At 52.9% G+C, this 22,802-nt stretch carries 22 protein-coding genes and 2 tRNA genes; 18 read left to right on the top strand and 6 right to left on the bottom strand.

Annotation, left to right across the window (positions count from 1 at the left end; all coding sequences use genetic code 11):
• Nucleotides 1-49: 49 nt before the first annotated feature.
• Nucleotides 50-126: transfer RNA gene (locus tag F4V72_RS22265), tRNA-Asp, on the top strand.
• Nucleotides 127-134: 8 nt separating this feature from the next.
• A tRNA-Trp gene (locus F4V72_RS22260) sits at nt 135-210 on the top strand.
• A gap of 93 nt (nt 211-303) precedes the next feature.
• Here F4V72_RS22260 and hdfR read toward each other — a convergent pair.
• Complete coding sequence (gene hdfR / locus F4V72_RS22255) at nt 304-1,152, bottom strand: HTH-type transcriptional regulator HdfR (protein WP_077944465.1); 849 nt, start codon at nt 1,150-1,152, stop codon at nt 304-306.
• A 106-nt stretch (nt 1,153-1,258) separates the two neighbouring features.
• Here hdfR and maoP point away from each other — a divergent pair, with 106 nt between their 5' ends.
• Nucleotides 1,259-1,597, top strand: coding sequence for a macrodomain Ori organization protein MaoP (gene maoP, locus F4V72_RS22250; protein ID WP_000840996.1), 339 nt, complete (start codon nt 1,259-1,261; stop codon nt 1,595-1,597).
• Nucleotides 1,598-1,621: 24 nt separating this feature from the next.
• Here maoP and F4V72_RS22245 read toward each other — a convergent pair whose 3' ends face one another.
• Complete coding sequence (locus tag F4V72_RS22245) at nt 1,622-3,142, bottom strand: YifB family Mg chelatase-like AAA ATPase (protein WP_053528826.1); 1,521 nt, start codon at nt 3,140-3,142, stop codon at nt 1,622-1,624.
• Between the two features lie 351 nt (nt 3,143-3,493).
• Between F4V72_RS22245 and ilvL the strand changes: the two genes are divergently transcribed.
• From ilvL to ilvA, 7 genes are all read left to right on the top strand, one after another.
• On the top strand, nt 3,494-3,592 hold the full coding sequence (ilvL, locus tag F4V72_RS22240) for an ilv operon leader peptide (protein ID WP_024149608.1): 99 nt from the start codon (nt 3,494-3,496) through the stop codon (nt 3,590-3,592).
• A gap of 86 nt (nt 3,593-3,678) precedes the next feature.
• The gene (ilvX, locus tag F4V72_RS24255; RefSeq protein ID WP_193394364.1) at nt 3,679-3,729 is read left to right on the top strand and encodes a peptide IlvX; all 51 of its coding nucleotides are present in this window, start codon (nt 3,679-3,681) and stop codon (nt 3,727-3,729) included.
• 2 nt (nt 3,730-3,731) lie between these two features.
• On the top strand, nt 3,732-5,378 hold the full coding sequence (gene ilvG, locus F4V72_RS22235) for an acetolactate synthase 2 catalytic subunit (protein ID WP_023247361.1): 1,647 nt from the start codon (nt 3,732-3,734) through the stop codon (nt 5,376-5,378).
• Entirely contained in the window at nt 5,375-5,638 is a 264-nt protein-coding gene (gene ilvM / locus F4V72_RS22230; RefSeq protein ID WP_000983260.1) for an acetolactate synthase 2 small subunit, read from the top strand. Before ilvG ends, ilvM begins: the two co-directional genes overlap by 4 nt.
• Before the next feature lie 17 nt (nt 5,639-5,655).
• Nucleotides 5,656-6,585, top strand: a complete 930-nt coding sequence (ilvE, locus tag F4V72_RS22225; RefSeq protein WP_053528823.1) for a branched-chain-amino-acid transaminase — start codon at nt 5,656-5,658, stop codon at nt 6,583-6,585.
• A gap of 160 nt (nt 6,586-6,745) precedes the next feature.
• Nucleotides 6,746-8,596 carry a dihydroxy-acid dehydratase gene (gene ilvD / locus F4V72_RS22220; RefSeq protein ID WP_070804304.1) on the top strand — a complete coding sequence of 617 codons (1,851 nt, stop codon included), beginning with the start codon at nt 6,746-6,748 and terminating at the stop codon, nt 8,594-8,596.
• Nucleotides 8,597-8,598: 2 nt separating this feature from the next.
• Complete coding sequence (gene ilvA / locus F4V72_RS22215) at nt 8,599-10,143, top strand: threonine ammonia-lyase, biosynthetic (RefSeq protein WP_023247365.1); 1,545 nt, start codon at nt 8,599-8,601, stop codon at nt 10,141-10,143.
• Between the two features lie 21 nt (nt 10,144-10,164).
• Here ilvA and ilvY read toward each other — a convergent pair whose 3' ends face one another.
• Nucleotides 10,165-11,055, bottom strand: a complete 891-nt coding sequence (gene ilvY, locus F4V72_RS22210) for an HTH-type transcriptional activator IlvY (RefSeq protein WP_023185225.1) — start codon at nt 11,053-11,055, stop codon at nt 10,165-10,167.
• A gap of 154 nt (nt 11,056-11,209) precedes the next feature.
• Between ilvY and ilvC the strand changes: the two genes are divergently transcribed.
• Nucleotides 11,210-12,685 (top strand): ketol-acid reductoisomerase, encoded by a 1,476-nt coding sequence (gene ilvC, locus F4V72_RS22205; protein ID WP_070802876.1) that lies wholly within the window; start codon nt 11,210-11,212, stop codon nt 12,683-12,685.
• 166 nt (nt 12,686-12,851) lie between these two features.
• Here the strand turns inward: ilvC and ppiC are convergent, their stop codons facing one another.
• Nucleotides 12,852-13,133, bottom strand: a complete 282-nt coding sequence (gene ppiC / locus F4V72_RS22200) for a peptidylprolyl isomerase PpiC (protein WP_001140255.1) — start codon at nt 13,131-13,133, stop codon at nt 12,852-12,854.
• A gap of 193 nt (nt 13,134-13,326) precedes the next feature.
• On the opposite strand from ppiC, the gene F4V72_RS22195 reads away from it, so the two are divergent.
• From F4V72_RS22195 to rep, 4 genes are all read left to right on the top strand, one after another.
• Entirely contained in the window at nt 13,327-14,028 is a 702-nt protein-coding gene (locus F4V72_RS22195) for a Crp/Fnr family transcriptional regulator (protein WP_024149609.1), read from the top strand.
• 28 nt (nt 14,029-14,056) lie between these two features.
• Nucleotides 14,057-14,800 carry a nucleoside phosphorylase gene (locus F4V72_RS22190; protein WP_023247370.1) on the top strand — a complete coding sequence of 248 codons (744 nt, stop codon included), beginning with the start codon at nt 14,057-14,059 and terminating at the stop codon, nt 14,798-14,800.
• Nucleotides 14,800-15,528: a nicotinamide riboside transporter PnuC gene (gene pnuC / locus F4V72_RS22185; RefSeq protein WP_001804215.1), complete on the top strand. Its 729-nt coding sequence runs from the start codon at nt 14,800-14,802 to the stop codon at nt 15,526-15,528. Before F4V72_RS22190 ends, pnuC begins: the two co-directional genes overlap by 1 nt.
• Nucleotides 15,529-15,627: 99 nt before the next feature.
• Complete coding sequence (gene rep / locus F4V72_RS22180; RefSeq protein ID WP_070804303.1) at nt 15,628-17,652, top strand: DNA helicase Rep; 2,025 nt, start codon at nt 15,628-15,630, stop codon at nt 17,650-17,652.
• A 39-nt stretch (nt 17,653-17,691) separates the two neighbouring features.
• Here the strand turns inward: rep and gppA are convergent, their stop codons facing one another.
• Both gppA and rhlB read right to left on the bottom strand, forming a co-directional pair.
• On the bottom strand, nt 17,692-19,173 hold the full coding sequence (gppA, locus tag F4V72_RS22175) for a guanosine-5'-triphosphate,3'-diphosphate diphosphatase (protein ID WP_136058585.1): 1,482 nt from the start codon (nt 19,171-19,173) through the stop codon (nt 17,692-17,694).
• Between the two features lie 136 nt (nt 19,174-19,309).
• The gene (gene rhlB / locus F4V72_RS22170) at nt 19,310-20,575 is read right to left on the bottom strand and encodes an ATP-dependent RNA helicase RhlB (RefSeq protein WP_000047525.1); all 1,266 of its coding nucleotides are present in this window, start codon (nt 20,573-20,575) and stop codon (nt 19,310-19,312) included.
• A 143-nt stretch (nt 20,576-20,718) separates the two neighbouring features.
• Between rhlB and trxA the strand changes: the two genes are divergently transcribed.
• The 3 genes from trxA (at nt 20,719) to rho (ending at nt 22,726) form a co-directional block, all read left to right on the top strand.
• Nucleotides 20,719-21,048 carry a thioredoxin TrxA gene (trxA, locus tag F4V72_RS22165; protein ID WP_001280776.1) on the top strand — a complete coding sequence of 110 codons (330 nt, stop codon included), beginning with the start codon at nt 20,719-20,721 and terminating at the stop codon, nt 21,046-21,048.
• Between the two features lie 247 nt (nt 21,049-21,295).
• Nucleotides 21,296-21,379 (top strand): rho operon leader peptide, encoded by an 84-nt coding sequence (locus tag F4V72_RS24560; protein WP_134820045.1) that lies wholly within the window; start codon nt 21,296-21,298, stop codon nt 21,377-21,379.
• A gap of 87 nt (nt 21,380-21,466) precedes the next feature.
• Entirely contained in the window at nt 21,467-22,726 is a 1,260-nt protein-coding gene (rho, locus tag F4V72_RS22155) for a transcription termination factor Rho (protein WP_001054532.1), read from the top strand.
• Nucleotides 22,727-22,802 lie beyond the last annotated feature (76 nt).

Here is a 22,802-nt window from a genome sequence, read left to right as displayed (position 1 = left end):
GCAGTAATCCGGGGTGACAGCCGGTGGTAGTAAAGTAAAAGAATTCGGTGGAGCGGTAGTTCAGTTGGTTAGAATACCTGCCTGTCACGCAGGGGGTCGCGGGTTCGAGTCCCGTCCGTTCCGCCACCCTAATTAGGGGCGTAGTTCAATTGGTAGAGCACCGGTCTCCAAAACCGGGTGTTGGGAGTTCGAGTCTCTCCGCCCCTGCCAGAAATAATCCTTAGCAGATGCTAAGGATTTTTTTTTGCCTAAAATTACCTGGTCAGGTAATCGTAAACTCCCTTCTTTTTCTCTTCATCATTTTCATTTTTCATCCAGCACATCAGTTTTTAACAGATCGCGGATAAGCGAATATTTATCGCTGTTTTGCAGCCAAATGGCGTATAGCGGCCTTGAAAGCGTTGCGCTATCGGCAACGGTATGTAATCCGCCCTTTTCGTTTGCCCAGTTTACAGGAAGCCAGCTACAGCCATTTAATGCGCTAAGCTGCTGTCGGGCGAGTTCGGCTGAGCTGGTTGTTAATACCGGCACTTCATCTGCTGCGATCAATCCTGTTTCATGCTGTTGGAAGTCTGGTCCCCACTCCAGCCGCAGATAATTGAGTTCTGATTTCATACGGGCAGGGCTGCTGCAATATAGCGCCAGAGTGAAGTGCCCTAACAGTTGACTGCTGAATTCATCCATTTTGGGCGCTTCGGTAGTAATGAGGAGATCAAGCTGGCGTTCATGAAGTTGCTTCACAAGCGATTGCCGTTGAGCGATTCTGGCTTCGAATTGCAGGCCGCTTTGCGGCTCCTGTAGTTGGTACAGTCGGCCCAGCCAGTCGTTAAGCATACACTCCCATAAAGACGCGCTGGCGCCGATGGAAAACTCGTTATGACGCGAGGTATTCGCCACCTCTTTACGTGCCGCCTGCCACGTATTCATCAGCGTTTCCGCATACGGTAAAAGCTTTTCGCCAGCCGCGGTTAAACGGATATTGTTTCTGTGCCGCGTAAAGAGGTTTACGCCCAGTTGATTCTCCAGTTGCCTGATACGGAAGCTCACCGCGGATTGCGTCAGGTAAAGTGCTTCTGCGGCCCGCCCGAAATGTCGCGTCCGGCTAACTTCCAGGAAAGTTTTTAACAATTCCGTATCCACTGTGCTCTCCACAAAATTATTTGTCGTTATGATTTAAATGTTTTGTTTTACACTCTGTCAAGCGTAACTAATACTCCGCGCCATAAATAGCTCAGACAAAGAATTAGGAGCGTGCAGGATGGCGGAAAGCTTTACGACGACTAATCGATATTTTGACAATAAACATTATCCACGTGGATTCTCTCGTCATGGGGATTTCACGATTAAAGAGGCACAATTGCTTGAGCGTCATGGTCATGCCTTTAATGATCTGGATCTTGGTAAGCGTGAGCCAGTAACTGAAGAAGAGAAGCTGTTTGTAGCGGTATGTCGCGGTGAACGCGAGCCGGTAACGGATGCAGAACGCGTCTGGTCTAAGTATATGACGCGTATCAAGCGCCCAAAACGCTTTCACACTTTGTCTGGCGGCAAGCCGCAAGTTGAAGGCGCAGAAGACTACACCGAAGCTGATGATTAATAAAAAGGGCGTAATGCCCTTTTTTTACGCCAATAGCTTTTGCAAATGAATTAACAACCTGTCTATCGCCCGATAGCTTACCGCCTCCTGCAAATGCTGACGCGAGATACTGTCTGCCTGTTCTATGTCGGCAATGGTTCTGGCCACCTTTAGCAAGCGCTGCCAGGCGCGAATGGATAATCCAAGATGCACCAGCGTGCCCTCAAGCCAGCGGGCGTCATCGTGATGCAAAACACAGTATTTTTGGATCTCGCGACCTTCCAGATGCGCGTTTAACTTCTTCTGGCGTTGGTACTGCCGCTCCTGGGCGGCGATGACCCGCTTTTTTACCGTAGCGCTGTTCTCACCCTTTGAGGCGTGTTGGCTAAGAATCCCGGGCGGAGGAAGCGGTATCTCAAGCGAAAGGTCGAAACGATCAAGAAACGGGCCTGACAACCTATTAAGGTAACGTAGTGTCTGTTCTGGCGTGCAGCGATTATGGTTTCCCTGATAATGTCCGGTCGGGCTGGGATTCATTGCGGCGATTAACTGGAATCTGGCAGGGTACGTTATTTTCGCTCTGGTGCGAGATAAATGAATTTGGCCGGATTCTATAGGTTCACGTAGTGCATCCAGTGTGCGTCGCTCAAATTCAGGCAATTCATCAAGAAACAAAATTCCGTTGTGCGCCAACGATATCTCTCCCGGTGCGGGTATTGCGCCGCCGCCGACCATAGCAGTAAGTGAGGCGCTATGATGAGGTGAGCGAAAGGGACGTTGCTGCCATTGTTTTTGTACCGTATCGGCATTAACCAGACTGAGGATCGCGGCGCTTTCCAACGCCTCTTCATTGCTTAATGGTGGAAGAATCCCGCTCAGTCGACTGGCCAGCATGGTTTTACCCGTACCCGGCGGGCCGATCAATAACAGGTTATGTCCACCTGCCGCTGTAATCTCCAGGCCGCGTTTACCCTGCTCCTGACCGATTACATCGCTAAGATCGGCAGTTGTGGTAGGCGATGCCATATCCTGGGCTAAGGGTCTTTCCAGGGCGTGTTTCCCTTCCAGAAAGGCGCAGACGGTTTGTAGATGATCGGCGATAAAACAACCTTCTTTGCTGATAAGCCCAACCTCCGCCGCGTTCTCTGTTGCGACGATAATATTTCTGCCAGCCCTGATGGCTTCAGTTGCGCTTGATATTGCGCCAGGAACGCCGCGTAATGCGCCTGTAAGCGCTAACTCACCTACCAGCTCATATGCCTCAAGATTCAACGCTGTAAGCTGCTCAGACGCGGCCAGAAGCGCAACAGCAATAGGCAGGTCATACCTTCCGCCTTCTTTCGGTAGATCGGCTGGAGCAAGGTTAATGGTTATCTTTTTAGCCGGAAATTCATATCCGCTATTAATGATCGCACTGCGTACCCGATCACGCGCCTCTTTTACCGTGGTTTCCGGTAGGCCTACCATAGTTAATCCCGGTAACCCATTACTGATATGCACCTCTATAGTGATAGGCGGCGCATTGACGCCAAGTGCGGCGCGGGTATGAACAATCGACAGTGACATAATCCCTCCTGTTGCGTGGATTATGCGGAATAGAAGAGAACATTGAATTACTGATTTTTTGTTTTTTAGTGGTGGATTCCTGAATTTTGGCGTCATTTTCAGGTAATAAACATAAATCTGGAAGAACACTCGCAGAAGCGAAAAGGAGGAAAACAGGAGGGAAAGCGCACCAAAAGAGGGAAGAAAACGTGAAAATTTTTCAGTTGCTAATTTTTCTTATAAAAAACAAAGAGCTTTTAGGTATACACCTGCACTATCTGAAACGTGGTTAAAAAAATATCTTGTGCTATTGGCGAAACCTATGGTAACTCTTTAGGTATTCCTTCGAACAAGATGCAAGAATATACAAAAATGACAGCCCTTCTACAAGTGATTAGCCTGGTCGTGATTAGCGTGGTGGTGATTATTATCCCACCGTGCGGGGCTGCACTTGGACGAGGAAAGGCTTAGAAATCAAGCCTTAACGAACTAAGACCCCCGCACCGAAAGGTCCGGGGGTTTTTTTTGGCCTGAAAAACTTAAGCGAGGAGCAGATCGTGAATAACAGCATAAAATTCTGTTTCTCCAGAATTATGACGGGGATGTAACTATGAACGGGGCACAGTGGGTGGTACATGCTTTGCGAGCTCAGGGGGTGAAAACCGTATTTGGTTATCCTGGCGGCGCAATTATGCCGGTTTACGATGCGTTGTATGACGGTGGTGTGGAGCATCTGTTGTGCCGTCATGAGCAGGGCGCGGTGATGGCTGCGATCGGTTATGCCCGTTCTACCGGTAAAACCGGTGTTTGTATCGCCACCTCCGGCCCTGGCGCCACTAACCTGATCACTGGCCTGGCGGATGCGTTGTTAGATTCGGTACCCGTCGTCGCGATCACGGGTCAGGTTTCCGCTCCGTTCATCGGCACCGATGCGTTCCAGGAGGTGGATGTGTTAGGGCTGTCGCTGGCATGTACCAAGCACAGCTTTCTGGTGCAGTCGCTGGCAGAGCTGCCTCGTATCATGGCAGAGGCTTTTGAAGTCGCCAATGCTGGCCGTCCCGGACCCGTTCTGGTGGATATCCCTAAAGATATCCAGTTAGCCAGCGGAGCGCTGGAGCCCTGGTTCACTACCGTTGCTAACGAAGCGATATTCCCCCATACCGCGGTTGAGAAGGCGCGTAACATGCTGGCGCAGGCGCAGAAGCCGATGCTGTACGTCGGCGGCGGTGTTGGTATGGCGCAGGCGGTTCCGGCGCTGCGTAAATTTATCGCGGTAACGCAAATGCCGGTTACCTGTACGCTGAAAGGGCTGGGCGCTGTTGAAGCTGATTATCCGTACTATCTGGGAATGCTGGGAATGCACGGTGCCAAAGCCGCAAATTACGCGGTGCAGCAGTGCGATCTGCTGATTGCCGTCGGGGCGCGTTTTGATGACCGGGTGACCGGTAAGCTGAATACGTTTGCGCCGAACGCCAGTGTGATCCATTTAGATATTGATCAGGCCGAATTGAACAAATTACGCCAGGCGCACGTAGCGTTACAGGGCGATCTGAATACGCTGTTACCTGCGTTACAGCAACCGTTATCTATCGATGAGTGGCGGCAGCATAACGCTGCAATGCGTTCCGAGCACGCCTGGCGCTATGACCATCCTGGAGAGGCTATCTATGCGCCGTTGTTGTTGAAGCAATTGTCGGAACGCAAACCCGCAGACAGTGTGGTGACGACGGATGTGGGACAGCATCAGATGTGGTCAGCCCAGCATATGACTTACACCCGCCCGGAGAATTTCATTACCTCCAGCGGTCTGGGGACGATGGGCTTTGGTCTGCCTGCTGCCGTTGGCGCACAGGTAGCGCGACCGAATGATACCGTTATCTGTATCTCCGGTGACGGCTCCTTCATGATGAATGTTCAGGAGTTGGGCACCGTAAAACGCAAGCAGTTACCGTTGAAGATAGTCTTACTCGACAACCAGCGGTTAGGGATGGTTCGACAATGGCAGCAACTGTTTTTCCAGGAACGATATAGCGAAACCACCCTCACCGATAACCCCGATTTCCTCATGCTGGCCAGCGCCTTCGGCATTCAAGGCCAGCACATTACTCGTAAAGACCAGGTTGAAGCGGCACTTGACACGATGTTGGCAAGCGAAGGTCCGTACCTGCTTCACGTCTCAATCGACGAACTTGAAAATGTCTGGCCGTTGGTGCCGCCTGGCGCCAGTAACTCTGAAATGCTGGAGAAATTATCATGATGCAACATCAGGTCAATGTATCGGCACGCTTTAATCCAGAAACCTTAGAACGTGTTTTACGCGTGGTGCGCCATCGTGGTTTTCAGGTGTGCTCCATGAATATGGAAGCCGCGACCGATGCGCAGAATATAAATATTGAATTGACCGTTGCCAGTCCCCGGTCGGTCGACTTACTGTTTAGTCAGTTAAGTAAACTGGTAGATGTTGCGCATGTCGCGATCTGCCAGAGCGCTGCCACATCACAACAAATCCGCGCCTGAGCGCAAAAGGAAGAAAAATGACGACGAAAAAAGCTGATTACATTTGGTTCAATGGCGAGATGGTGCGCTGGGAAGACGCGAAGGTTCACGTAATGTCTCATGCGTTGCACTACGGTACGTCGGTATTTGAAGGGATTCGGTGCTATGACTCTCACAAAGGCCCGGTGGTGTTCCGTCATCGTGAACATATGCAGCGCCTGCGCGACTCAGCAAAAATTTACCGTTTTCCGGTTTCCCAGAGTATTGATGAACTGATGGAAGCCTGCCGCGCCGTGATTCGTAAAAATAATCTGACCAGCGCCTATATCCGTCCGTTGGTATTTGTGGGCGATGTCGGTATGGGCGTTAATCCGCCCCCGGGATACACCACTGACGTCATCATTGCCGCGTTCCCGTGGGGGGCATACCTGGGCGCCGAAGCGCTGGATCAGGGGATCGATGCGATGGTTTCTTCCTGGAATCGCGCTGCACCGAACACCATTCCGACCGCCGCCAAAGCGGGCGGGAACTACCTTTCCTCACTGCTGGTGGGTAGCGAAGCGCGCCGCCACGGCTATCAGGAAGGCATTGCTCTGGATGTAAACGGCTATATCTCCGAAGGCGCAGGCGAAAACCTGTTTGAGGTAAAAGATGGCGTGCTGTTTACTCCGCCGTTTACCTCTTCCGCGTTGCCAGGCATTACTCGCGACGCGATCATCAAACTGGCGAAAGAGCTGGGTATTGAAGTGCGCGAACAGGTGCTGTCCCGTGAATCGCTGTATCTGGCCGACGAAGTGTTTATGTCCGGAACAGCGGCAGAGATTACTCCGGTACGCAGCGTTGATGGTATCCAGGTAGGCGAAGGCCGCTGCGGTCCTGTTACCAAGTGTATTCAACAAGCCTTCTTTGGTCTCTTCACTGGAGAAACCGAGGATAAATGGGGCTGGTTGGATCAGGTAAATTCATAATAAATAAAATTAATATTTTCCCAAAATAATTTGCGTCACAGGAAGGCGGCAACGCAGCGAATCCCCAGGAGCTTACTGTAGTAAGTGACTGGGGTGAGTGAGGCAGCCAACGCGCCTGTGGCGTGAAGTATGAAGGGAAAAGATGGGGAGTAAATAAAGCATGCCTAAATACCGTTCCGCCACCACCACCCATGGCCGTAATATGGCGGGTGCCCGCGCGCTGTGGCGCGCCACCGGAATGACCGACAGTGATTTTGGCAAACCGATTATCGCCGTGGTGAACTCATTCACTCAGTTTGTGCCGGGTCACGTTCATCTGCGCGATCTCGGTAAGCTGGTCGCCGAACAGATTGAAGCTTCCGGCGGTGTGGCGAAAGAGTTCAACACTATTGCCGTGGATGACGGCATCGCGATGGGTCATGGGGGGATGCTTTATTCACTGCCATCGCGCGAGCTGATCGCCGACTCCGTTGAGTACATGGTGAACGCTCACTGCGCCGACGCGATGGTGTGTATCTCCAACTGTGACAAAATCACCCCAGGCATGTTGATGGCTTCGCTGCGCCTGAACATTCCGGTGATCTTTGTCTCCGGCGGACCGATGGAAGCCGGGAAAACCAAGCTTTCAGATAAAATTATCAAGCTGGATCTGGTTGATGCCATGATTCAAGGGGCGGATCCGAAGGTCTCTGACGATCAAAGTAACCAGGTGGAACGCTCCGCGTGCCCAACCTGCGGCTCCTGCTCTGGCATGTTTACCGCTAACTCCATGAATTGCCTGACCGAAGCGCTGGGCCTGTCGCAGCCGGGCAACGGTTCGTTGCTGGCGACTCACACTGACCGGAAGCAGTTGTTCCTCAATGCTGGTAAGCGGATTGTTGAACTGACTAAACGCTATTACGAGCAGGATGATGAAAGCGCACTGCCGCGAAACATTGCCAACAAGGCGGCGTTCGAAAACGCTATGACGCTGGATATTGCGATGGGCGGTTCGACCAATACCGTTCTGCATCTGCTGGCGGCGGCGCAGGAAGCAGAAATCGACTTTACAATGAGCGATATCGATAAGCTTTCCCGCAAAGTCCCGCAGTTGTGCAAAGTGGCGCCGAGCACGCAGAAGTATCATATGGAAGATGTCCACCGCGCGGGGGGCGTCTTAGGCATTCTGGGCGAGCTGGATCGTGCGGGTCTGTTGAACCGTGATGTGAAAAACGTATTAGGCCTGACGCTGCCGCAAACGCTTGAGCGGTATGACGTTATGGTGACGGAAGATGAAGCCGTGAAACAGATGTTCCGCGCCGGGCCTGCGGGCATTCGCACGACTAAAGCGTTTTCGCAGGATTGTCGCTGGGATTCGCTGGATGACGACCGCGCAGAGGGTTGCATCCGCTCGCTGGAGTATGCCTATAGCAAAGACGGTGGTCTGGCGGTGCTGTATGGCAACTTCGCCGAAAACGGCTGCATTGTGAAAACCGCAGGCGTCGATGACAGCATTCTCTCCTTCACCGGCCCGGCAAAAGTGTATGAAAGCCAGGACGACGCGGTAGAGGCGATTCTCGGCGGCAAAGTAGTGGAAGGCGATGTGGTCGTGATCCGCTACGAAGGGCCGAAAGGCGGGCCGGGAATGCAGGAAATGCTCTATCCGACCAGCTTCCTGAAGTCGATGGGGCTGGGCAAAGCCTGCGCGCTCATCACCGATGGGCGTTTCTCCGGCGGTACTTCGGGTCTTTCCATCGGCCACGTCTCGCCGGAAGCGGCCAGCGGCGGCACTATTGCGCTGATTGAAGATGGCGACACCATTGCGATTGATATCCCGAACCGCAGTATTCAGTTGCAGTTGAGCGAGGCTGAAATCGCCGCACGCCGCGAGGCGCAGGAGGCTCGCGGTGATAAAGCCTGGACGCCGAAAGATCGTCAGCGTCAGGTTTCGTTTGCCCTGCGTGCCTACGCCAGCCTGGCGACCAGCGCCGATAAAGGCGCGGTGCGCGATAAATCGAAACTGGGAGGTTGATGATGGCGGAATCTCAACCTCTGTCAGCCGCACCGGAAGGGGCGGAGTATCTGCGCGCAGTGCTACGCGCGCCAGTATACGAAGCGGCGCAGGTGACGCCGCTGCAAAAAATGGAAAAGCTCTCGTCACGTCTGGACAACGTTATTCTCGTCAAACGCGAAGACCGGCAGCCGGTACATAGCTTTAAGTTGCGCGGCGCTTACGCGATGATGGCCGGATTGACCGAAGAACAAAAAGCCCACGGCGTGATTACCGCTTCGGCGGGGAACCATGCACAGGGCGTGGCGTTTTCCTCCGCGCGGCTTGGCGTTAAATCTCTGATCGTCATGCCAAAAGCAACGGCAGATATTAAAGTCGATGCGGTACGCGGTTTTGGCGGCGAAGTGCTGTTGCACGGCGCTAATTTTGATGAAGCGAAAGCGAAAGCTATTGAACTGGCGCAGCAGCAGGGTTTTACCTGGGTGCCGCCGTTTGATCACCCAATGGTGATCGCCGGGCAGGGCACGCTGGCGCTGGAGCTGCTTCAGCAGGATTCGCATCTCGATCGTGTCTTTGTGCCGGTTGGCGGCGGCGGCCTGGCGGCGGGCGTAGCGGTACTGATCAAACAATTGATGCCGCAAATCAAAGTTATTGCCGTCGAAGCGGAAGATTCCGCCTGCCTGAAAGCGGCGTTGGAAGCAGGTCATCCAGTGGATCTCCCGCGCGTTGGGTTGTTTGCTGAAGGCGTGGCGGTAAAACGCATCGGCGACGAAACGTTCCGGCTGTGTCAGGAATACCTTGATGATATTGTCACCGTGGATAGCGACGCTATCTGCGCGGCGATGAAAGATCTGTTTGAAGATGTGCGTGCAGTGGCGGAGCCGTCCGGCGCGCTGGCGCTGGCGGGGATGAAAAAATATATCGCCCAGCACAATATTCGCGGCGAACGCCTGGCGCACGTCCTTTCCGGCGCCAACGTCAACTTCCACGGCTTGCGCTATGTGTCTGAACGCTGCGAGCTAGGGGAACAGCGCGAAGCGTTACTGGCAGTGACCATTCCGGAAGAAAAGGGTAGCTTCCTCAAATTCTGCCAGTTGCTTGGCGGGCGTATGGTCACAGAATTTAACTACCGTTTTGCCGACGCGAAAAATGCCTGTATTTTTGTCGGCGTACGCGTCAGTCAGGGTCTGGAGGAGCGAAAAGAGATTATCACCCAACTGTGCGACGGCGGTTATAGCGTAGTGGATCTCTCCGACGATGAAATGGCGAAGCTGCATGTGCGCTATATGGTCGGTGGCCGTCCCTCCAAGCCGTTACAGGAGCGTTTGTATAGCTTCGAATTTCCGGAGTCGCCCGGCGCGTTGCTTAAATTCCTGCATACGCTTGGCACGCACTGGAATATTTCGCTATTTCATTACCGTAGCCACGGTACCGATTATGGCCGCGTGCTGGCGGCGTTCGAGTTGGGCGATCATGAGCCGGATTTCGAAACCCGGCTCTATGAACTGGGTTATGAATGTCATGATGAGAGCAATAACCCGGCGTTCCGGTTCTTCCTCGCGGGCTAAGCGAAGCGCCGCCATCTCGCATTAGTGGCCAGGCAGTAAGTTCCAGAACGCATCAATAAGCGGCTCATGCAGCCGCTTTTTTTGTGCGCACACGCCCAGTTCAAACGGCGTTTTCTCATCGCTACGTTCTAAAATCATCACACGATTACGTACCGGCTCCGGACTGTTTTCCAGTACAACCTCCGGAATTAAAGCCACACCGCAGCCCAATGCGACCATTGATACCATCGCCTCATGACCGCCCACCGTGGCGTAAATCGATGGATTACTGATTTTATGCCGACGGAACCACAGTTCAATGCGGCGACGTACCGGCCCCTGATCGGCCATGATAAACGGCACCGTCGCCCAGTCCGGTTTTTCTACCGCGACCTGGCTACGTACCGGGCAGGGCAGCGCCGGGGCGATCAGCACAACAGCTAGATTCTCCAGCATCGAAAACGCCACCGCGCCCGGCAGCGTTTCTGGTTTGCCGGCGATTGCCAGGTCCGCTTCTCCCGTCACCACCTTCTCCATCGCATCGGCGGCGTCGCCGGTGGTGAGCTTAATTTCGACGGAGGGATGCTCGGCGCGGAAACGGTCGAGGATCGGCGGCAGGTGGCTGTAGGCGGCGGTCACTGAACAAAAGATATGCAATTCACCGGAGAGCGATGGTCCCTGTTGGTCGAGCGTATGGCGTAGCTGCTGATACTGTAATAACGTTTGCTGGGCAAACACTCGCAGTTCCTCCCCGGCGTCAGTGAGCGTCACGGTGCGGTTATCGCGCACAAACAGCGGTTGCCCGAGATCTTCTTCCAGGCGCTGTATCTGGCGGGAAAGCGTGGAGGGGCTGACGTGCATTGCCCGCGCGCTGCGACCAAAGTGGCGGCTTTCCGCCAGATGCAGGAACGTTTTTAGATCGCGTAAATCCACAGACAGACCTCCGTTTTTTGATGTTGCATAAACCGCAACATAACGTTGTGAATATATCAATTTCCGCAATAAATTTCCTGTCATATAGTGGGTTCAATCTCGCAAAAGCGAACCGAATAATAAGCACCACAACACAACATCATGAGGTATCACCATGGCTAACTACTTTAATACACTGAACTTGCGCCAGCAGTTGGCGCAACTGGGTAAATGCCGCTTTATGAGTCGCGATGAATTCGCCGATGGCGCAAGTTACCTTCAGGGTAAAAAAGTGGTTATCGTCGGCTGCGGCGCGCAGGGTCTGAACCAGGGCCTGAACATGCGCGACTCCGGCCTGGATATCGCCTACGCCCTGCGTAAAGAAGCCATTGCTGAAAAGCGTGCTTCCTGGCGCAAAGCGACCGAAAACGGCTTTAAAGTGGGAACCTATGAAGAGCTGATCCCGCAGGCGGACCTGGTGGTTAACCTGACGCCGGACAAGCAGCACTCTGACGTGGTACGCTCCGTACAGCCGCTGATGAAAGACGGCGCTGCGCTGGGCTACTCCCACGGGTTTAACATCGTGGAAGTGGGCGAGCAGATCCGTAAAGACATTACCGTGGTGATGGTGGCGCCGAAGTGCCCGGGTACCGAAGTACGTGAAGAATACAAGCGTGGCTTCGGCGTACCGACGCTAATCGCCGTTCACCCGGAAAACGATCCGAAAGGCGAAGGCATGGCGATTGCCAAAGCCTGGGCCGCTGCAACTGGCGGTCACCGCGCGGGCGTGCTGGAATCTTCCTTTGTCGCGGAAGTGAAATCCGACCTGATGGGCGAGCAGACCATTCTGTGCGGTATGTTGCAGGCTGGTTCTCTGCTGTGCTTCGACAAGCTGGTGGCAGAAGGCACTGACCCGGCGTATGCGGAAAAACTGATTCAGTTCGGCTGGGAAACCATCACCGAAGCGCTGAAGCAGGGCGGTATCACCCTGATGATGGACCGTTTGTCTAACCCGGCGAAACTGCGCGCTTACGCGCTGTCCGAGCAATTGAAAGAGATCATGGCGCCGCTGTTCCAGAAACATATGGACGACATCATCTCCGGTGAATTCTCTTCCGGTATGATGGCAGACTGGGCTAACGATGATAAGAAACTGCTGACCTGGCGTGAAGAGACCGGCAAAACCGCGTTCGAAACCGCACCGCAGTTTGAAGGTAAAATCGGCGAGCAGGAATACTTCGACAAAGGCGTACTGATGATCGCGATGGTGAAAGCGGGCGTTGAGCTGGCGTTCGAAACCATGGTCGATTCCGGCATTATCGAAGAGTCTGCTTACTACGAATCCCTGCACGAGCTGCCGCTGATCGCGAATACTATCGCCCGTAAGCGCCTGTATGAAATGAACGTCGTGATCTCCGATACCGCAGAATACGGTAACTACCTGTTCTCTTACGCTTGCGTACCGCTGTTGAAACCGTTTATGGCGGAATTGCAACCGGGCGATCTGGGTAACGCTATCCCGGAAGGCGCGGTAGACAACGCACAGCTTCGCGACGTGAACAACGCGATTCGCAGTCATGCTATCGAGAAGGTGGGCCAGAAACTGCGCGGTTATATGACGGATATGAAGCGTATTGCCGTCGCCGGATAATACCCCGTCGTCTTTCAACTTACAGATGCGTTGGCTACGTTCGTACACCCCAGTCACATAGTTATCTATGCTCCTGGGGCTGTACTCACTTGCCGCCTTCCTGCAAGTTGAAATCCTTAGGGGAAGGCTTTGAGATAAAAAACCGGTGCAATTAGACACCGGTTTTTTAATTTCGGTACAGCACCTTAATGATGTGATAGCCGAACTGGGTGTGCAGTGGGCCGGTTGGCTCCAGTACCGGGCAGGAAAAGACCACTTTATCGAATGCCGGAACCATCTGGCCCTGACGAAATTCGCCTAAATGACCGCCTTTTTTACCGGATGGGCAGATAGAATGCTTCTTCGCCAGCTTCTCAAAATCGCCGCCGTTTTTAATTTGCTCCAGAAGATCTAAAGCCAGTTTCTCTTCTTTTACAAGGATATGCAGTGCTGCTGCCGTTTTTGCCATTATTGTGTTCTCACGTCGCAAAGATTGGCCGTCACTTTATCACTCCTTAGGCTGTCAGACATATACTCTTCGCCATTACAGGACAGATGTCCCGCCTGATTTAATGAACCGGGAGATAAGCGGCATTTTTAGCGGGCGTATTGCGGATGTGCGGGACGGCGGTCCTGTCCTTTCTGACAAGGGGCGAGATACCATGAACATAATGAAAAACGCAGAATTTCCAGACGACTGGCTTTTAGGGCTACGCCAGGTCGTACGCGACCCTGTGCTCTATGAATTACTCAAATATTGTCCGCTGGAAATCATGCAGTGCTGGCGATTTGACGACATTTCCCGCGGTGCGCTTATCTGCCGCCAGGGGGAAATATGCCAGCAATTTTCGCTCATCGTGGCCGGCGAGGTGGATGTTTTTTACGAAGCTGAAGATGGACGCCGTTACCGGCAGGCGCGTTATGGCAAAGGCGACATGCTGGGCGAGCTGGAGATATTTGAGTCGCGGCATTACATCTGTTCTGTCGTAGCCGTCGGCAATGTACAGCTACTCAGCCTGCCGCAAGCGCATTTTTGCCGCTGGCTAACGCTGGATAACCATTTTAACCAGCGAATGCTGCGGTTTTTCAGTCAACAGTATTACCAGTTGTCGAAAAAGGCCAGTAGCGACAATTTGTACTCGCTGCATCAGCGCGTATGCCAGGCATTATGGCTGCGTTATCAACAATATGAATCAACCATTATTTTGCTTGATAAGCAGAATCTTGGTCAGGAATTTGCGGCGACGACGCGCAGTATCAACCGGATACTGCACGATCTGAAATCGCTGAACATTATCGATACCGACGGTGAGCGGATCATTTTACTGGCTCCTGAAAAACTCAAACAGGAGGCGGAAATCTGAACCTCTCAGAACAATAAGGAGACGGGAGATGCAACCCCATATTCGGCTTAACACAAGCATGACCTGCGCGAAATATGCGCTTTTGCCCGGCGATCCCGGGCGGGTGGATAGAATCGCCCGTTTTCTTGATAAGGCTAAAATTCTGGGGCAAAACCGGGAATTTCGCGCGGCGTGCGGCTGGTATCGGGGCGTTGAAATAGTCGTGCTTTCCACGGGAATCGGCGGACCATCAACCGCTATCGCCATCGAGGAGTTACGCCAGGTTGGTGTCAACACGCTAATCCGTATCGGTAGTTGCGGCGCGTTGCAGGACTCGCTGGCGTTGGGCGATGTGATCATCGCCCACGGCGCGGTGGCTGACGACGGCGCCAGCAAAACCTATGCGCCCGCCAGTTATCCGGCCTGTGCGGACCCGTATCTTACCGCCACGCTGATACAGCAGGCGAAACAGATGAACATCTCTGCCGTTTGTGGACTGGTACGCAGCCATGACAGCTTTTATACCGATCGCGAAGCTGAACTGGATGCCGAATGGTCGGCCAGGGGGGTTCTCGGCGCGGATATGGAAACCGCCGCGCTGATGGTCGTGGGGGCGTTACGTGGGCTGCGTACAGCGTCGTTGCTAAACGTGGTCGTCGCGCATAATGGCTGTCTGGAGAGCAGTATTAACCATTATGTTCAGCAGGAAACCTTGTGCCAGCAAGGTGAAGAACGCCAGATTTCTCTGGCGCTTCAGGCCATTTATTTCGATAGTTTGCAAGGGGAGCAATGATGGACTTTTTCAGCATTAACAATGTAATGGTCAACATTCCTCTCGGCGAGGGTGGGTATGCGCTGTCGTGGATTGAGGCTATCGGCACCGTCTTTGGCTTATTGTGCATCTGGTGCGCCAGCCGGGAAAAAATCATTAATTACCTGTTTGGCTTGATTAACGTCACTCTGTTTGCCGCCATCTTTTTTCAGATTCAACTATATGCCAGCTTGCTACTTCAGGTGTTTTTCTTTGCGGCGAATATTTACGGCTGGTACGCATGGAGCCGGCAGAATGACGCCCAGGAAGCCGCTCTGAAAGTACGCTGGCTCTCTCGTCAACAAACATGGAGGTTGGGGGGCATATGTATTATCGCCATTCTGCTGATGACGTGGTTTATCGATCCGGTCTTTGCTATGTTGACCCGCGTTATGCTCGCCCTGCTGCAAACGGTAGGTATTCAGGTGGCGATGCCTGAACTCCAGCCGGACGCGTTCCCGTTCTGGGATTCCACCATGCTGGTGTTGTCGATTGCGGCGATGGTGCTGATGACCCGCAAGTACGTGGAAAACTGGCTGCTGTGGGTGATTATTGATGTGATTAGTGTTGTGATCTATGCGGTACAAGGCGTTTATGCGATGTCGCTTGAGTATGTTCTGCTGACGGCGATCGCGCTAATGGGTTCTTACAGTTGGATCAAGAGTGCGCAGCGTAATGGCTATACGCCGCTTGCCGCCAGAGCCTGCTGATTGACCTTTTCCAGGCTGCCAGAAAAGGCAGCCTGGTCTTCTCTGAGCCTCGCTTTCTGCTACAATCCCTCCCCCGTTCGAAGATTGAGCACTATTCCCATGCGTTTAAATCCCGGCCAACAACACGCTGTCGAATTCGTCACCGGACCCTGCCTGGTGCTGGCTGGGGCGGGTTCTGGTAAAACTCGCGTAATTACCAATAAAATCGCTCACCTGATCCGCGGATGCGGCTATCAGGCCCGGCATATTGCGGCGGTGACGTTTACCAATAAAGCGGCGCGCGAAATGAAAGAACGCGTCGGGCAGACGCTCGGTCGTAAGGAAGCGCGCGGTTTGATGATCTCCACCTTTCATACGCTTGGGCTGGATATTATTAAGCGCGAGTACGCTGCGCTGAGGATGAAATCGAACTTTTCATTGTTTGACGATACCGACCAGGTCGCCTTGCTCAAAGAGCTGACCGAAGGCCTGATCGAAGACGACAAAGTTCTGTTACAACAGCTGATTTCCACGATCTCCAACTGGAAAAACGATCTCAAAACGCCTGCGCAGGCAGCGGCGGAGGCAAAAGGTGAACGCGATCGTATTTTTGCCCACTGCTACGGGCTTTATGACGCCCATATGAAGGCATGTAACGTTCTCGATTTTGATGATTTGATTCTGCTGCCGACGCTGCTGCTGCAACGCAATGACGAGGTACGCGAGCGCTGGCAGAATAAAATTCGTTATCTGTTGGTGGATGAATATCAGGATACTAATACCAGCCAGTATGAGCTGGTTAAGCTGCTGGTCGGGCAACGTGCGCGCTTTACCGTGGTGGGCGATGACGATCAGTCTATCTACTCCTGGCGTGGGGCGCGCCCACAAAACCTGGTGTTACTGAGCCAGGATTTCCCGGCGTTGCAGGTGATCAAGCTGGAACAAAACTATCGCTCTTCGGGCCGCATTCTGAAAGCGGCGAATATTCTTATCGCCAATAATCCGCACGTCTTTGAAAAACGCCTCTTTTCCGAACTCGGTTACGGCGCGGAACTCAAAGTGTTAAGCGCAAACAATGAAGAGCATGAAGCTGAGCGCGTTACCGGCGAACTGATTGCCCATCACTTTGTGAACAAGACCCAGTACAAGGATTACGCCATTCTGTATCGCGGGAACCATCAGTCGCGGGTATTTGAAAAATTCCTCATGCAGAACCGTATTCCGTACAAAATTTCCGGCGGCACATCGTTCTTCTCCCGTCCTGAGATTAAAGACCTGCTGGCCTACCTGCGGGTGTTGACCAACCCGGATGATGACAGCGCTTTCCTGCGCATCGTGAATACGCCAAAACGCGAAATCGGTTCGGCCACTCTGCAAAAGCTGGGTGAATGGGCAATGACGCGTAATAAAAGCCTGTTTACCGCCAGCTTTGATATGGGGCTTAGCCAGAAGCTGACCGGGCGTGGTTACGATTCATTGACGCGTTTTACCCACTGGCTGGGGGAAATCCAGCGTCTGGCCGAACGCGAGCCTATCGCCGCCGTGCGCGATCTCATCCACGGTATTGATTATGAATCCTGGTTGTACGAAACCTCGCCGAGTCCCAAAGCGGCGGAAATGCGTATGAAAAACGTTAACCAGCTCTTTAGCTGGATGACCGAAATGCTGGAAGGCAACGAACTTGATGAGCCGATGACGCTGACCCAGGTGGTTACACGCTTTACGCTGCGCGATATGATGGAACGAGGCGAGAGCGAAGAAGAGCTGGATCAGGTACAGTTGATGACGCTTCATGCTTCGAAGGGGCTGGAATTCCCGTATGTGTATATGGTGGGAATGGAAGAAGGATTTTTGCCGCATCAAAGCAGCATTGACGAAGATAATATTGAGGAAGAGCGTCGGCTGGCCTATGTCGGGATCACCCGCGCGCAGAAAGAGCTCACCTTTACATTATGTAAAGAGCGCCGTCAGTATGGGGAACTGGTACGCCCGGAACCCAGTCGCTTCCTGCTGGAACTGCCGCAGGATGATTTAATCTGGGAACTGGAGCGCAAAGTGGTGAGCGCCGAAGAACGAATGCAAAAAGGGCAAAGTCACCTGGCTAATCTAAAAGCCATGATGGCGGCAAAGCGAGCGAAACCGTAGGCTGGATAAGCGAAGCGCCATCCGGAAATCAGACTACGTTTAGCGAACATCCAGCGGCCAGTGTACATAGCTTTGCCACTGGCTTTCCTGATCAATCAACTCTTTACCCAGCGGGTGATGCGCCAGCCAGCCGTCAGGCAAGGCTAACGTCAGATTTTCATTTAGCGCCTGTAGCGTAATTTCTGGTACCAGATCGTCACGACGGCGACCGGCAAAGAGAATCGCCAGTCGCAGCAAACGGCATAGCTGTTCCGCAACACGGGGTGGTACCGCGTTTTGCTGATGAAGCGAAGAGAGATCGACCGGATTGGTCTGATTCAGTAAGAGGGTAGCGAGCAACTTTTTCTGCGCGGGCGTATAGCCAGGCAGATCCAAATGGCGTACTAAATAGGCGGCATGATAGGGTGCCTGTTTAAAATCAACGCTCAGACCGATCTCATGCAACTGGCAGGCGCTAAGCAACAGTTCACGACTGATAGGCTCAATATGCCATTCATTTTCTACCTGTTTGAGGAAGTTATCCGCCAGCTTCGCTACGCGATTCGCCTGATCGGTATCGACGATAAACCGACGCTGAATGTTTCGCAGCGTGCGGCTGCGGATATCCTGATCCACCGCCAGGTGCAGCATCCCATACACCAGCCCTTCGCGTAACGCGCCGCCTGCCAGCGTCATGCACTGGATGTTCAACTCGGTAAATATCGCGATCAGAATAGCCAGCCCGCTTGGGAAAACCAGCGCGCGTTCCAGCGTCAGGCCTTCGATTTCCAGCTCTTCCAGACGCCCGCACTGTATCGCGCGTTGTTTTAGCTGCTGCAGTTTGGCGAGCGTAATGCGCTCGTCCATCCCCTGCGCCATCATGATTTCCTGCAATGCCTGTACGGTGCCGGAGGCACCCACGCAGACTTTCCAGCCATGAAAACGCAGTTCATCGGCGACCGGACGCAGCACATCGCGCGCGGCCTTCTCCGCATCATCAAAGTTTTCTTGCGCCAGATTACGATCGCTAAAATAGCGTTCAAGCCACGTTACGCAGCCCATCGACAGGCTAAACAGCGACGTGGTTTGTGCGCCAGTGCCGGTAACCAGTTCAGTACTGGCGCCGCCGATATCCACCACCAGCCGCTGATCTGCGCCGCCAGTGGTATGAGCGACACCTTGATAAATCAGCCGCGCCTCTTCTTCGCCGCTGATAACCTGCACCGGACAACCGAGGATGATCTGCGCTTTTGCGATAAATTCACCCGCATTGACGGCGAGACGCAATGTTGCGGTGGCAACCACGCGGATTTGCGGCTGTGGAATATCCTGCAAACGTTCAGCAAACAGGCGCAGGCATTGCCAGCCGCGTTCCATCGCTTCGGCTGAAAGTCGGTTGTCGCTGTTCAGACCAGCGGCCAGACGCACCTTGCGTTTTATTCGGGTCAGCGTCTGGATGCTTCCCGCCACCTCACGTACGACCAGCATATGAAAACTATTGGAACCGAGATCAATGGCTGCATACAACGAGGTAGAATTCATACACTTCATCCTTCAACCTGTATCCGTGTTGGCTGCGTACTCTCCCCCAAATCACTTACTAAAGTAAGCTTATCGGGATTCGTTTTCTTGCCGCCTTGATACAGGCTAAATGATTTTGTGTATGGCATAACTTTTCTTAACCTGAACGACGACGATTACGCGGAGCGCCAGCGCGGCGCGGACCATTGCCAGGGCGCGAACGCGTCAGGCGCAACGGCTTGGGCAGATCGTTCATGAGCGCTTCCGGATTGTATTTGCTGACCGGAATCGAGTGGCCGATATAGCTCTCAATGGCGGGCAAATTCAGCGCATATTCTTCGCAAGCCAGACTGATGGAATGTCCGCTGGCGCCTGCGCGACCGGTACGACCGATACGGTGAACATAGTCTTCACAATCGTCCGGCAGATCGTAGTTAAAGACGTGCGTTACGGCGGGAATATGCAGCCCGCGCGCCGCAACATCGGTCGCCACAAGAATATCCAGATCGCCGCGGGTGAACTCATCCAGAATCCGCAGGCGCTTTTTCTGCGCGACGTCGCCGGTCAACAGACCAACACGATGGCCGTCTGCCGCCAGATGTCCCCAGATATCTTCGCAACGATGCTTGGTGTTGGCGAAAATAATGGCGCGATCTGGCCACTCTTCTTCGATCAGCGTTTGCAGTAAACGCATTTTCTCTTCATTAGAGGGGTAGAAAAGCTCTTCTTTAATGCGGTGGCCGGTCTTTTGCTCCGGTTCAACTTCAACATATTCGGCGTTGTTCATCTGTTCAAACGCCAGTTCGCGAACCCGGTAAGACAGGGTGGCGGAGAACAACATATTCAGACGCTGCGCAGCCGGCGGCATACGACGGAACAGCCAGCGGATATCTTTAATAAAGCCCAAATCGTACATGCGATCGGCTTCATCGAGTACGACGACCTGAATGGCGCCGAGGTTAATGTGATTTTGTTTGGCGTAGTCGATCAGTCGGCCCGTCGTACCGATAAGAATATCAACGCCGCTTTCCAGCACTTTAAGCTGTTTGTCGTAACCATCGCCGCCGTAAGCCAGGCCTAATTTTAAGCCTGTCGCTTGCGCCAACGGTTCCGCGTCGGCGTGAATTTGTACGGCTAATTCACGCGTCGGTGCCATGATCAGCGCGCGCGGCTGGTTCACCTTGCGATCGTCGATCGCGGGATGAGAAAGTAAATAATGAAACGTTGACGTCAGAAACGCCATCGTTTTCCCGGTACCGGTTTGCGCCTGCCCTGCAACGTCACGACCCGCCAGCGTTAGCGGAAGGGCCAGTGCCTGAATGGGCGTACAATTATAAAACCCTTTTTTTTCAAGGGCTTCAACCACCTGTGGGTGCAGGGCGAAGTCGGAAAACTTCTGTTCTGTTAAATGTGTTTTGCTCATAGTGTGGTAGAATATCAGCTTACTATTGCTTTACGAAAGCGTATCCGGTGAAATAAAGTCAACCTTTGTTGGCGAAGTTAACATCAGCACCTCGTTGGTTAATGCTACACCAACACGCCAGGCTTATTCCTGTGGAGTTATATATGAGCGATAAAATTATTCACCTGACTGACGACAGTTTTGACACGGATGTACTCAAAGCGGACGGGGCTATCCTCGTTGATTTCTGGGCAGAGTGGTGCGGACCGTGTAAAATGATCGCTCCGATTCTGGATGAAATCGCTGACGAATATCAGGGCAAATTGACTGTTGCCAAACTGAACATTGACCAGAATCCAGGTACTGCGCCTAAATATGGCATCCGCGGTATTCCGACTCTGCTGCTGTTTAAAAACGGCGAAGTGGCGGCAACCAAAGTAGGCGCATTGTCTAAAGGTCAGTTGAAAGAGTTTCTCGACGCCAATCTGGCGTAATACCGTTTATACGTCGAATGATAAAGGCGCTGTATGGTCAGGGGTCTGTCATTCGACGAATGATTAAGGTATCAGGCAGTTTCGTGGCGTCCGTTGTCCTTTCGTTATTCTTAAATTGTCAGGATCTCTGGACGCCCGGTCTGAGTCGTGCTAAGTTAGTATTGACTTCGAATTAAACATACCTTATTAAGTTTGAATCTGGTTTTATCCGTCACTTCCCGTTTTTTCTCGCACGAGAAGTGGAAAGATTCCTGGCTCTTCGCTCATTCCGTCTTGTCGTTTCAGTTCTGCGTACTTTCCTGTGACCAGACAGCGAACAGACATGAGTTGATAGCCGTAAACAGGCATGGATGACCCTGCCATACCATTCACAACATTAAGTTCGAGATTTACCCCAAGTTTAAGAACTCACACCATTATGAATCTTACCGAATTAAAGAATACGCCGGTTTCTGAGCTGATCACTCTCGGCGAAAGTATGGGGCTGGAAAACCTGGCCCGTATGCGCAAGCAGGACATTATTTTTGCCATCCTGAAGCAGCACGCAAAGAGTGGCGAAGATATCTTTGGCGACGGTGTGCTGGAGATACTGCAGGATGGATTTGGTTTCCTCCGTTCTGCAGACAGCTCCTACCTCGCCGGTCCTGATGATATCTACGTTTCCCCCAGCCAAATCCGCCGTTTCAACCTCCGCACTGGTGATACCATTTCTGGTAAGATTCGCCCGCCGAAAGAAGGGGAACGCTATTTTGCGCTGTTGAAAGTTAACGAAGTTAACTACGATAAACCGGAAAACGCCCGTAACAAAATCCTCTTTGAGAACTTAACCCCGCTGCACGCAAACTCTCGTCTGCGTATGGAACGTGGTAACGGTTCTACCGAAGACTTAACGGCGCGCGTTCTGGATCTGGCTTCGCCGATTGGCCGCGGCCAGCGTGGTCTGATTGTCGCGCCGCCGAAGGCGGGTAAAACCATGCTGCTGCAGAACATCGCGCAGAGCATTGCGTATAACCATCCAGACTGCGTGCTGATGGTGTTGTTGATCGACGAACGTCCGGAAGAAGTGACCGAGATGCAGCGTCTGGTGAAAGGCGAAGTCGTTGCTTCTACCTTTGACGAACCGGCATCCCGCCACGTTCAGGTTGCCGAAATGGTTATCGAGAAGGCGAAACGTCTGGTTGAACACAAAAAAGACGTTATCATCCTGCTCGACTCCATCACCCGTCTGGCGCGTGCCTACAACACCGTGGTGCCAGCTTCCGGTAAAGTACTGACCGGTGGTGTGGACGCTAACGCCCTGCATCGTCCGAAGCGTTTCTTCGGTGCGGCGCGTAACGTGGAAGAGGGCGGTAGCCTGACTATCATCGCGACGGCGCTGATCGATACCGGTTCCAAGATGGACGAAGTTATCTACGAAGAGTTTAAAGGCACTGGTAACATGGAGCTGCATCTCTCGCGTAAGATCGCTGAAAAACGTGTCTTCCCGGCTATCGACTACAACCGTTCCGGTACGCGTAAAGAAGAGCTGCTTACCACCCAGGAAGAGCTGCAGAAAATGTGGATACTGCGTAAAATCATCCATCCGATGGGTGAAATTGACGCGATGGAATTCCTCATTAACAAACTGGCGATGACCAAAACTAATGACGACTTTTTCGAGATGATGAAGCGCTCATAATCTGGTCTTTACCTGAAAACGCCACGTTTTTACGTGGCGTTTTTGTTTTATATCTGTAATCTTAACGACACATTTA

This window comes from Salmonella enterica subsp. diarizonae (genome assembly GCF_008692785.1).
In the GTDB taxonomy this organism is placed as follows: domain Bacteria; phylum Pseudomonadota; class Gammaproteobacteria; order Enterobacterales; family Enterobacteriaceae; genus Salmonella; species Salmonella diarizonae.
Note: the sequence above shows the minus strand (reverse complement) of the source record. Positions and strands in the feature narration are given on the sequence as shown.

What these genes read in the sequence shown, in the direction of transcription:
- ilvE (WP_053528823.1), top strand. Translation starts at nt 5,656, where the DNA reads ATGACGACGAAAAAAGCTGATTACATTTGGTTCAATGGCGAGATGGTG.
- ilvD (WP_070804304.1), top strand. Translation starts at nt 6,746, where the DNA reads ATGCCTAAATACCGTTCCGCCACCACCACCCATGGCCGTAATATGGCG.
- rep (WP_070804303.1), top strand. Translation starts at nt 15,628, where the DNA reads ATGCGTTTAAATCCCGGCCAACAACACGCTGTCGAATTCGTCACCGGA.
- ilvA (WP_023247365.1), top strand. Translation starts at nt 8,599, where the DNA reads ATGGCGGAATCTCAACCTCTGTCAGCCGCACCGGAAGGGGCGGAGTAT.
- trxA (WP_001280776.1), top strand. Translation starts at nt 20,719, where the DNA reads ATGAGCGATAAAATTATTCACCTGACTGACGACAGTTTTGACACGGAT.
- gppA (WP_136058585.1), bottom strand. Translation starts at nt 19,173, where the DNA reads ATGAATTCTACCTCGTTGTATGCAGCCATTGATCTCGGTTCCAATAGT.
- maoP (WP_000840996.1), top strand. Translation starts at nt 1,259, where the DNA reads ATGGCGGAAAGCTTTACGACGACTAATCGATATTTTGACAATAAACAT.
- pnuC (WP_001804215.1), top strand. Translation starts at nt 14,800, where the DNA reads ATGGACTTTTTCAGCATTAACAATGTAATGGTCAACATTCCTCTCGGC.
- F4V72_RS22245 (WP_053528826.1), bottom strand. Translation starts at nt 3,142, where the DNA reads ATGTCACTGTCGATTGTTCATACCCGCGCCGCACTTGGCGTCAATGCG.
- ilvC (WP_070802876.1), top strand. Translation starts at nt 11,210, where the DNA reads ATGGCTAACTACTTTAATACACTGAACTTGCGCCAGCAGTTGGCGCAA.
- ilvG (WP_023247361.1), top strand. Translation starts at nt 3,732, where the DNA reads ATGAACGGGGCACAGTGGGTGGTACATGCTTTGCGAGCTCAGGGGGTG.
- F4V72_RS22190 (WP_023247370.1), top strand. Translation starts at nt 14,057, where the DNA reads ATGCAACCCCATATTCGGCTTAACACAAGCATGACCTGCGCGAAATAT.
- F4V72_RS22195 (WP_024149609.1), top strand. Translation starts at nt 13,327, where the DNA reads ATGAACATAATGAAAAACGCAGAATTTCCAGACGACTGGCTTTTAGGG.
- ilvM (WP_000983260.1), top strand. Translation starts at nt 5,375, where the DNA reads ATGATGCAACATCAGGTCAATGTATCGGCACGCTTTAATCCAGAAACC.
- ilvL (WP_024149608.1), top strand. Translation starts at nt 3,494, where the DNA reads ATGACAGCCCTTCTACAAGTGATTAGCCTGGTCGTGATTAGCGTGGTG.
- rho (WP_001054532.1), top strand. Translation starts at nt 21,467, where the DNA reads ATGAATCTTACCGAATTAAAGAATACGCCGGTTTCTGAGCTGATCACT.
- rhlB (WP_000047525.1), bottom strand. Translation starts at nt 20,575, where the DNA reads ATGAGCAAAACACATTTAACAGAACAGAAGTTTTCCGACTTCGCCCTG.
- ppiC (WP_001140255.1), bottom strand. Translation starts at nt 13,133, where the DNA reads ATGGCAAAAACGGCAGCAGCACTGCATATCCTTGTAAAAGAAGAGAAA.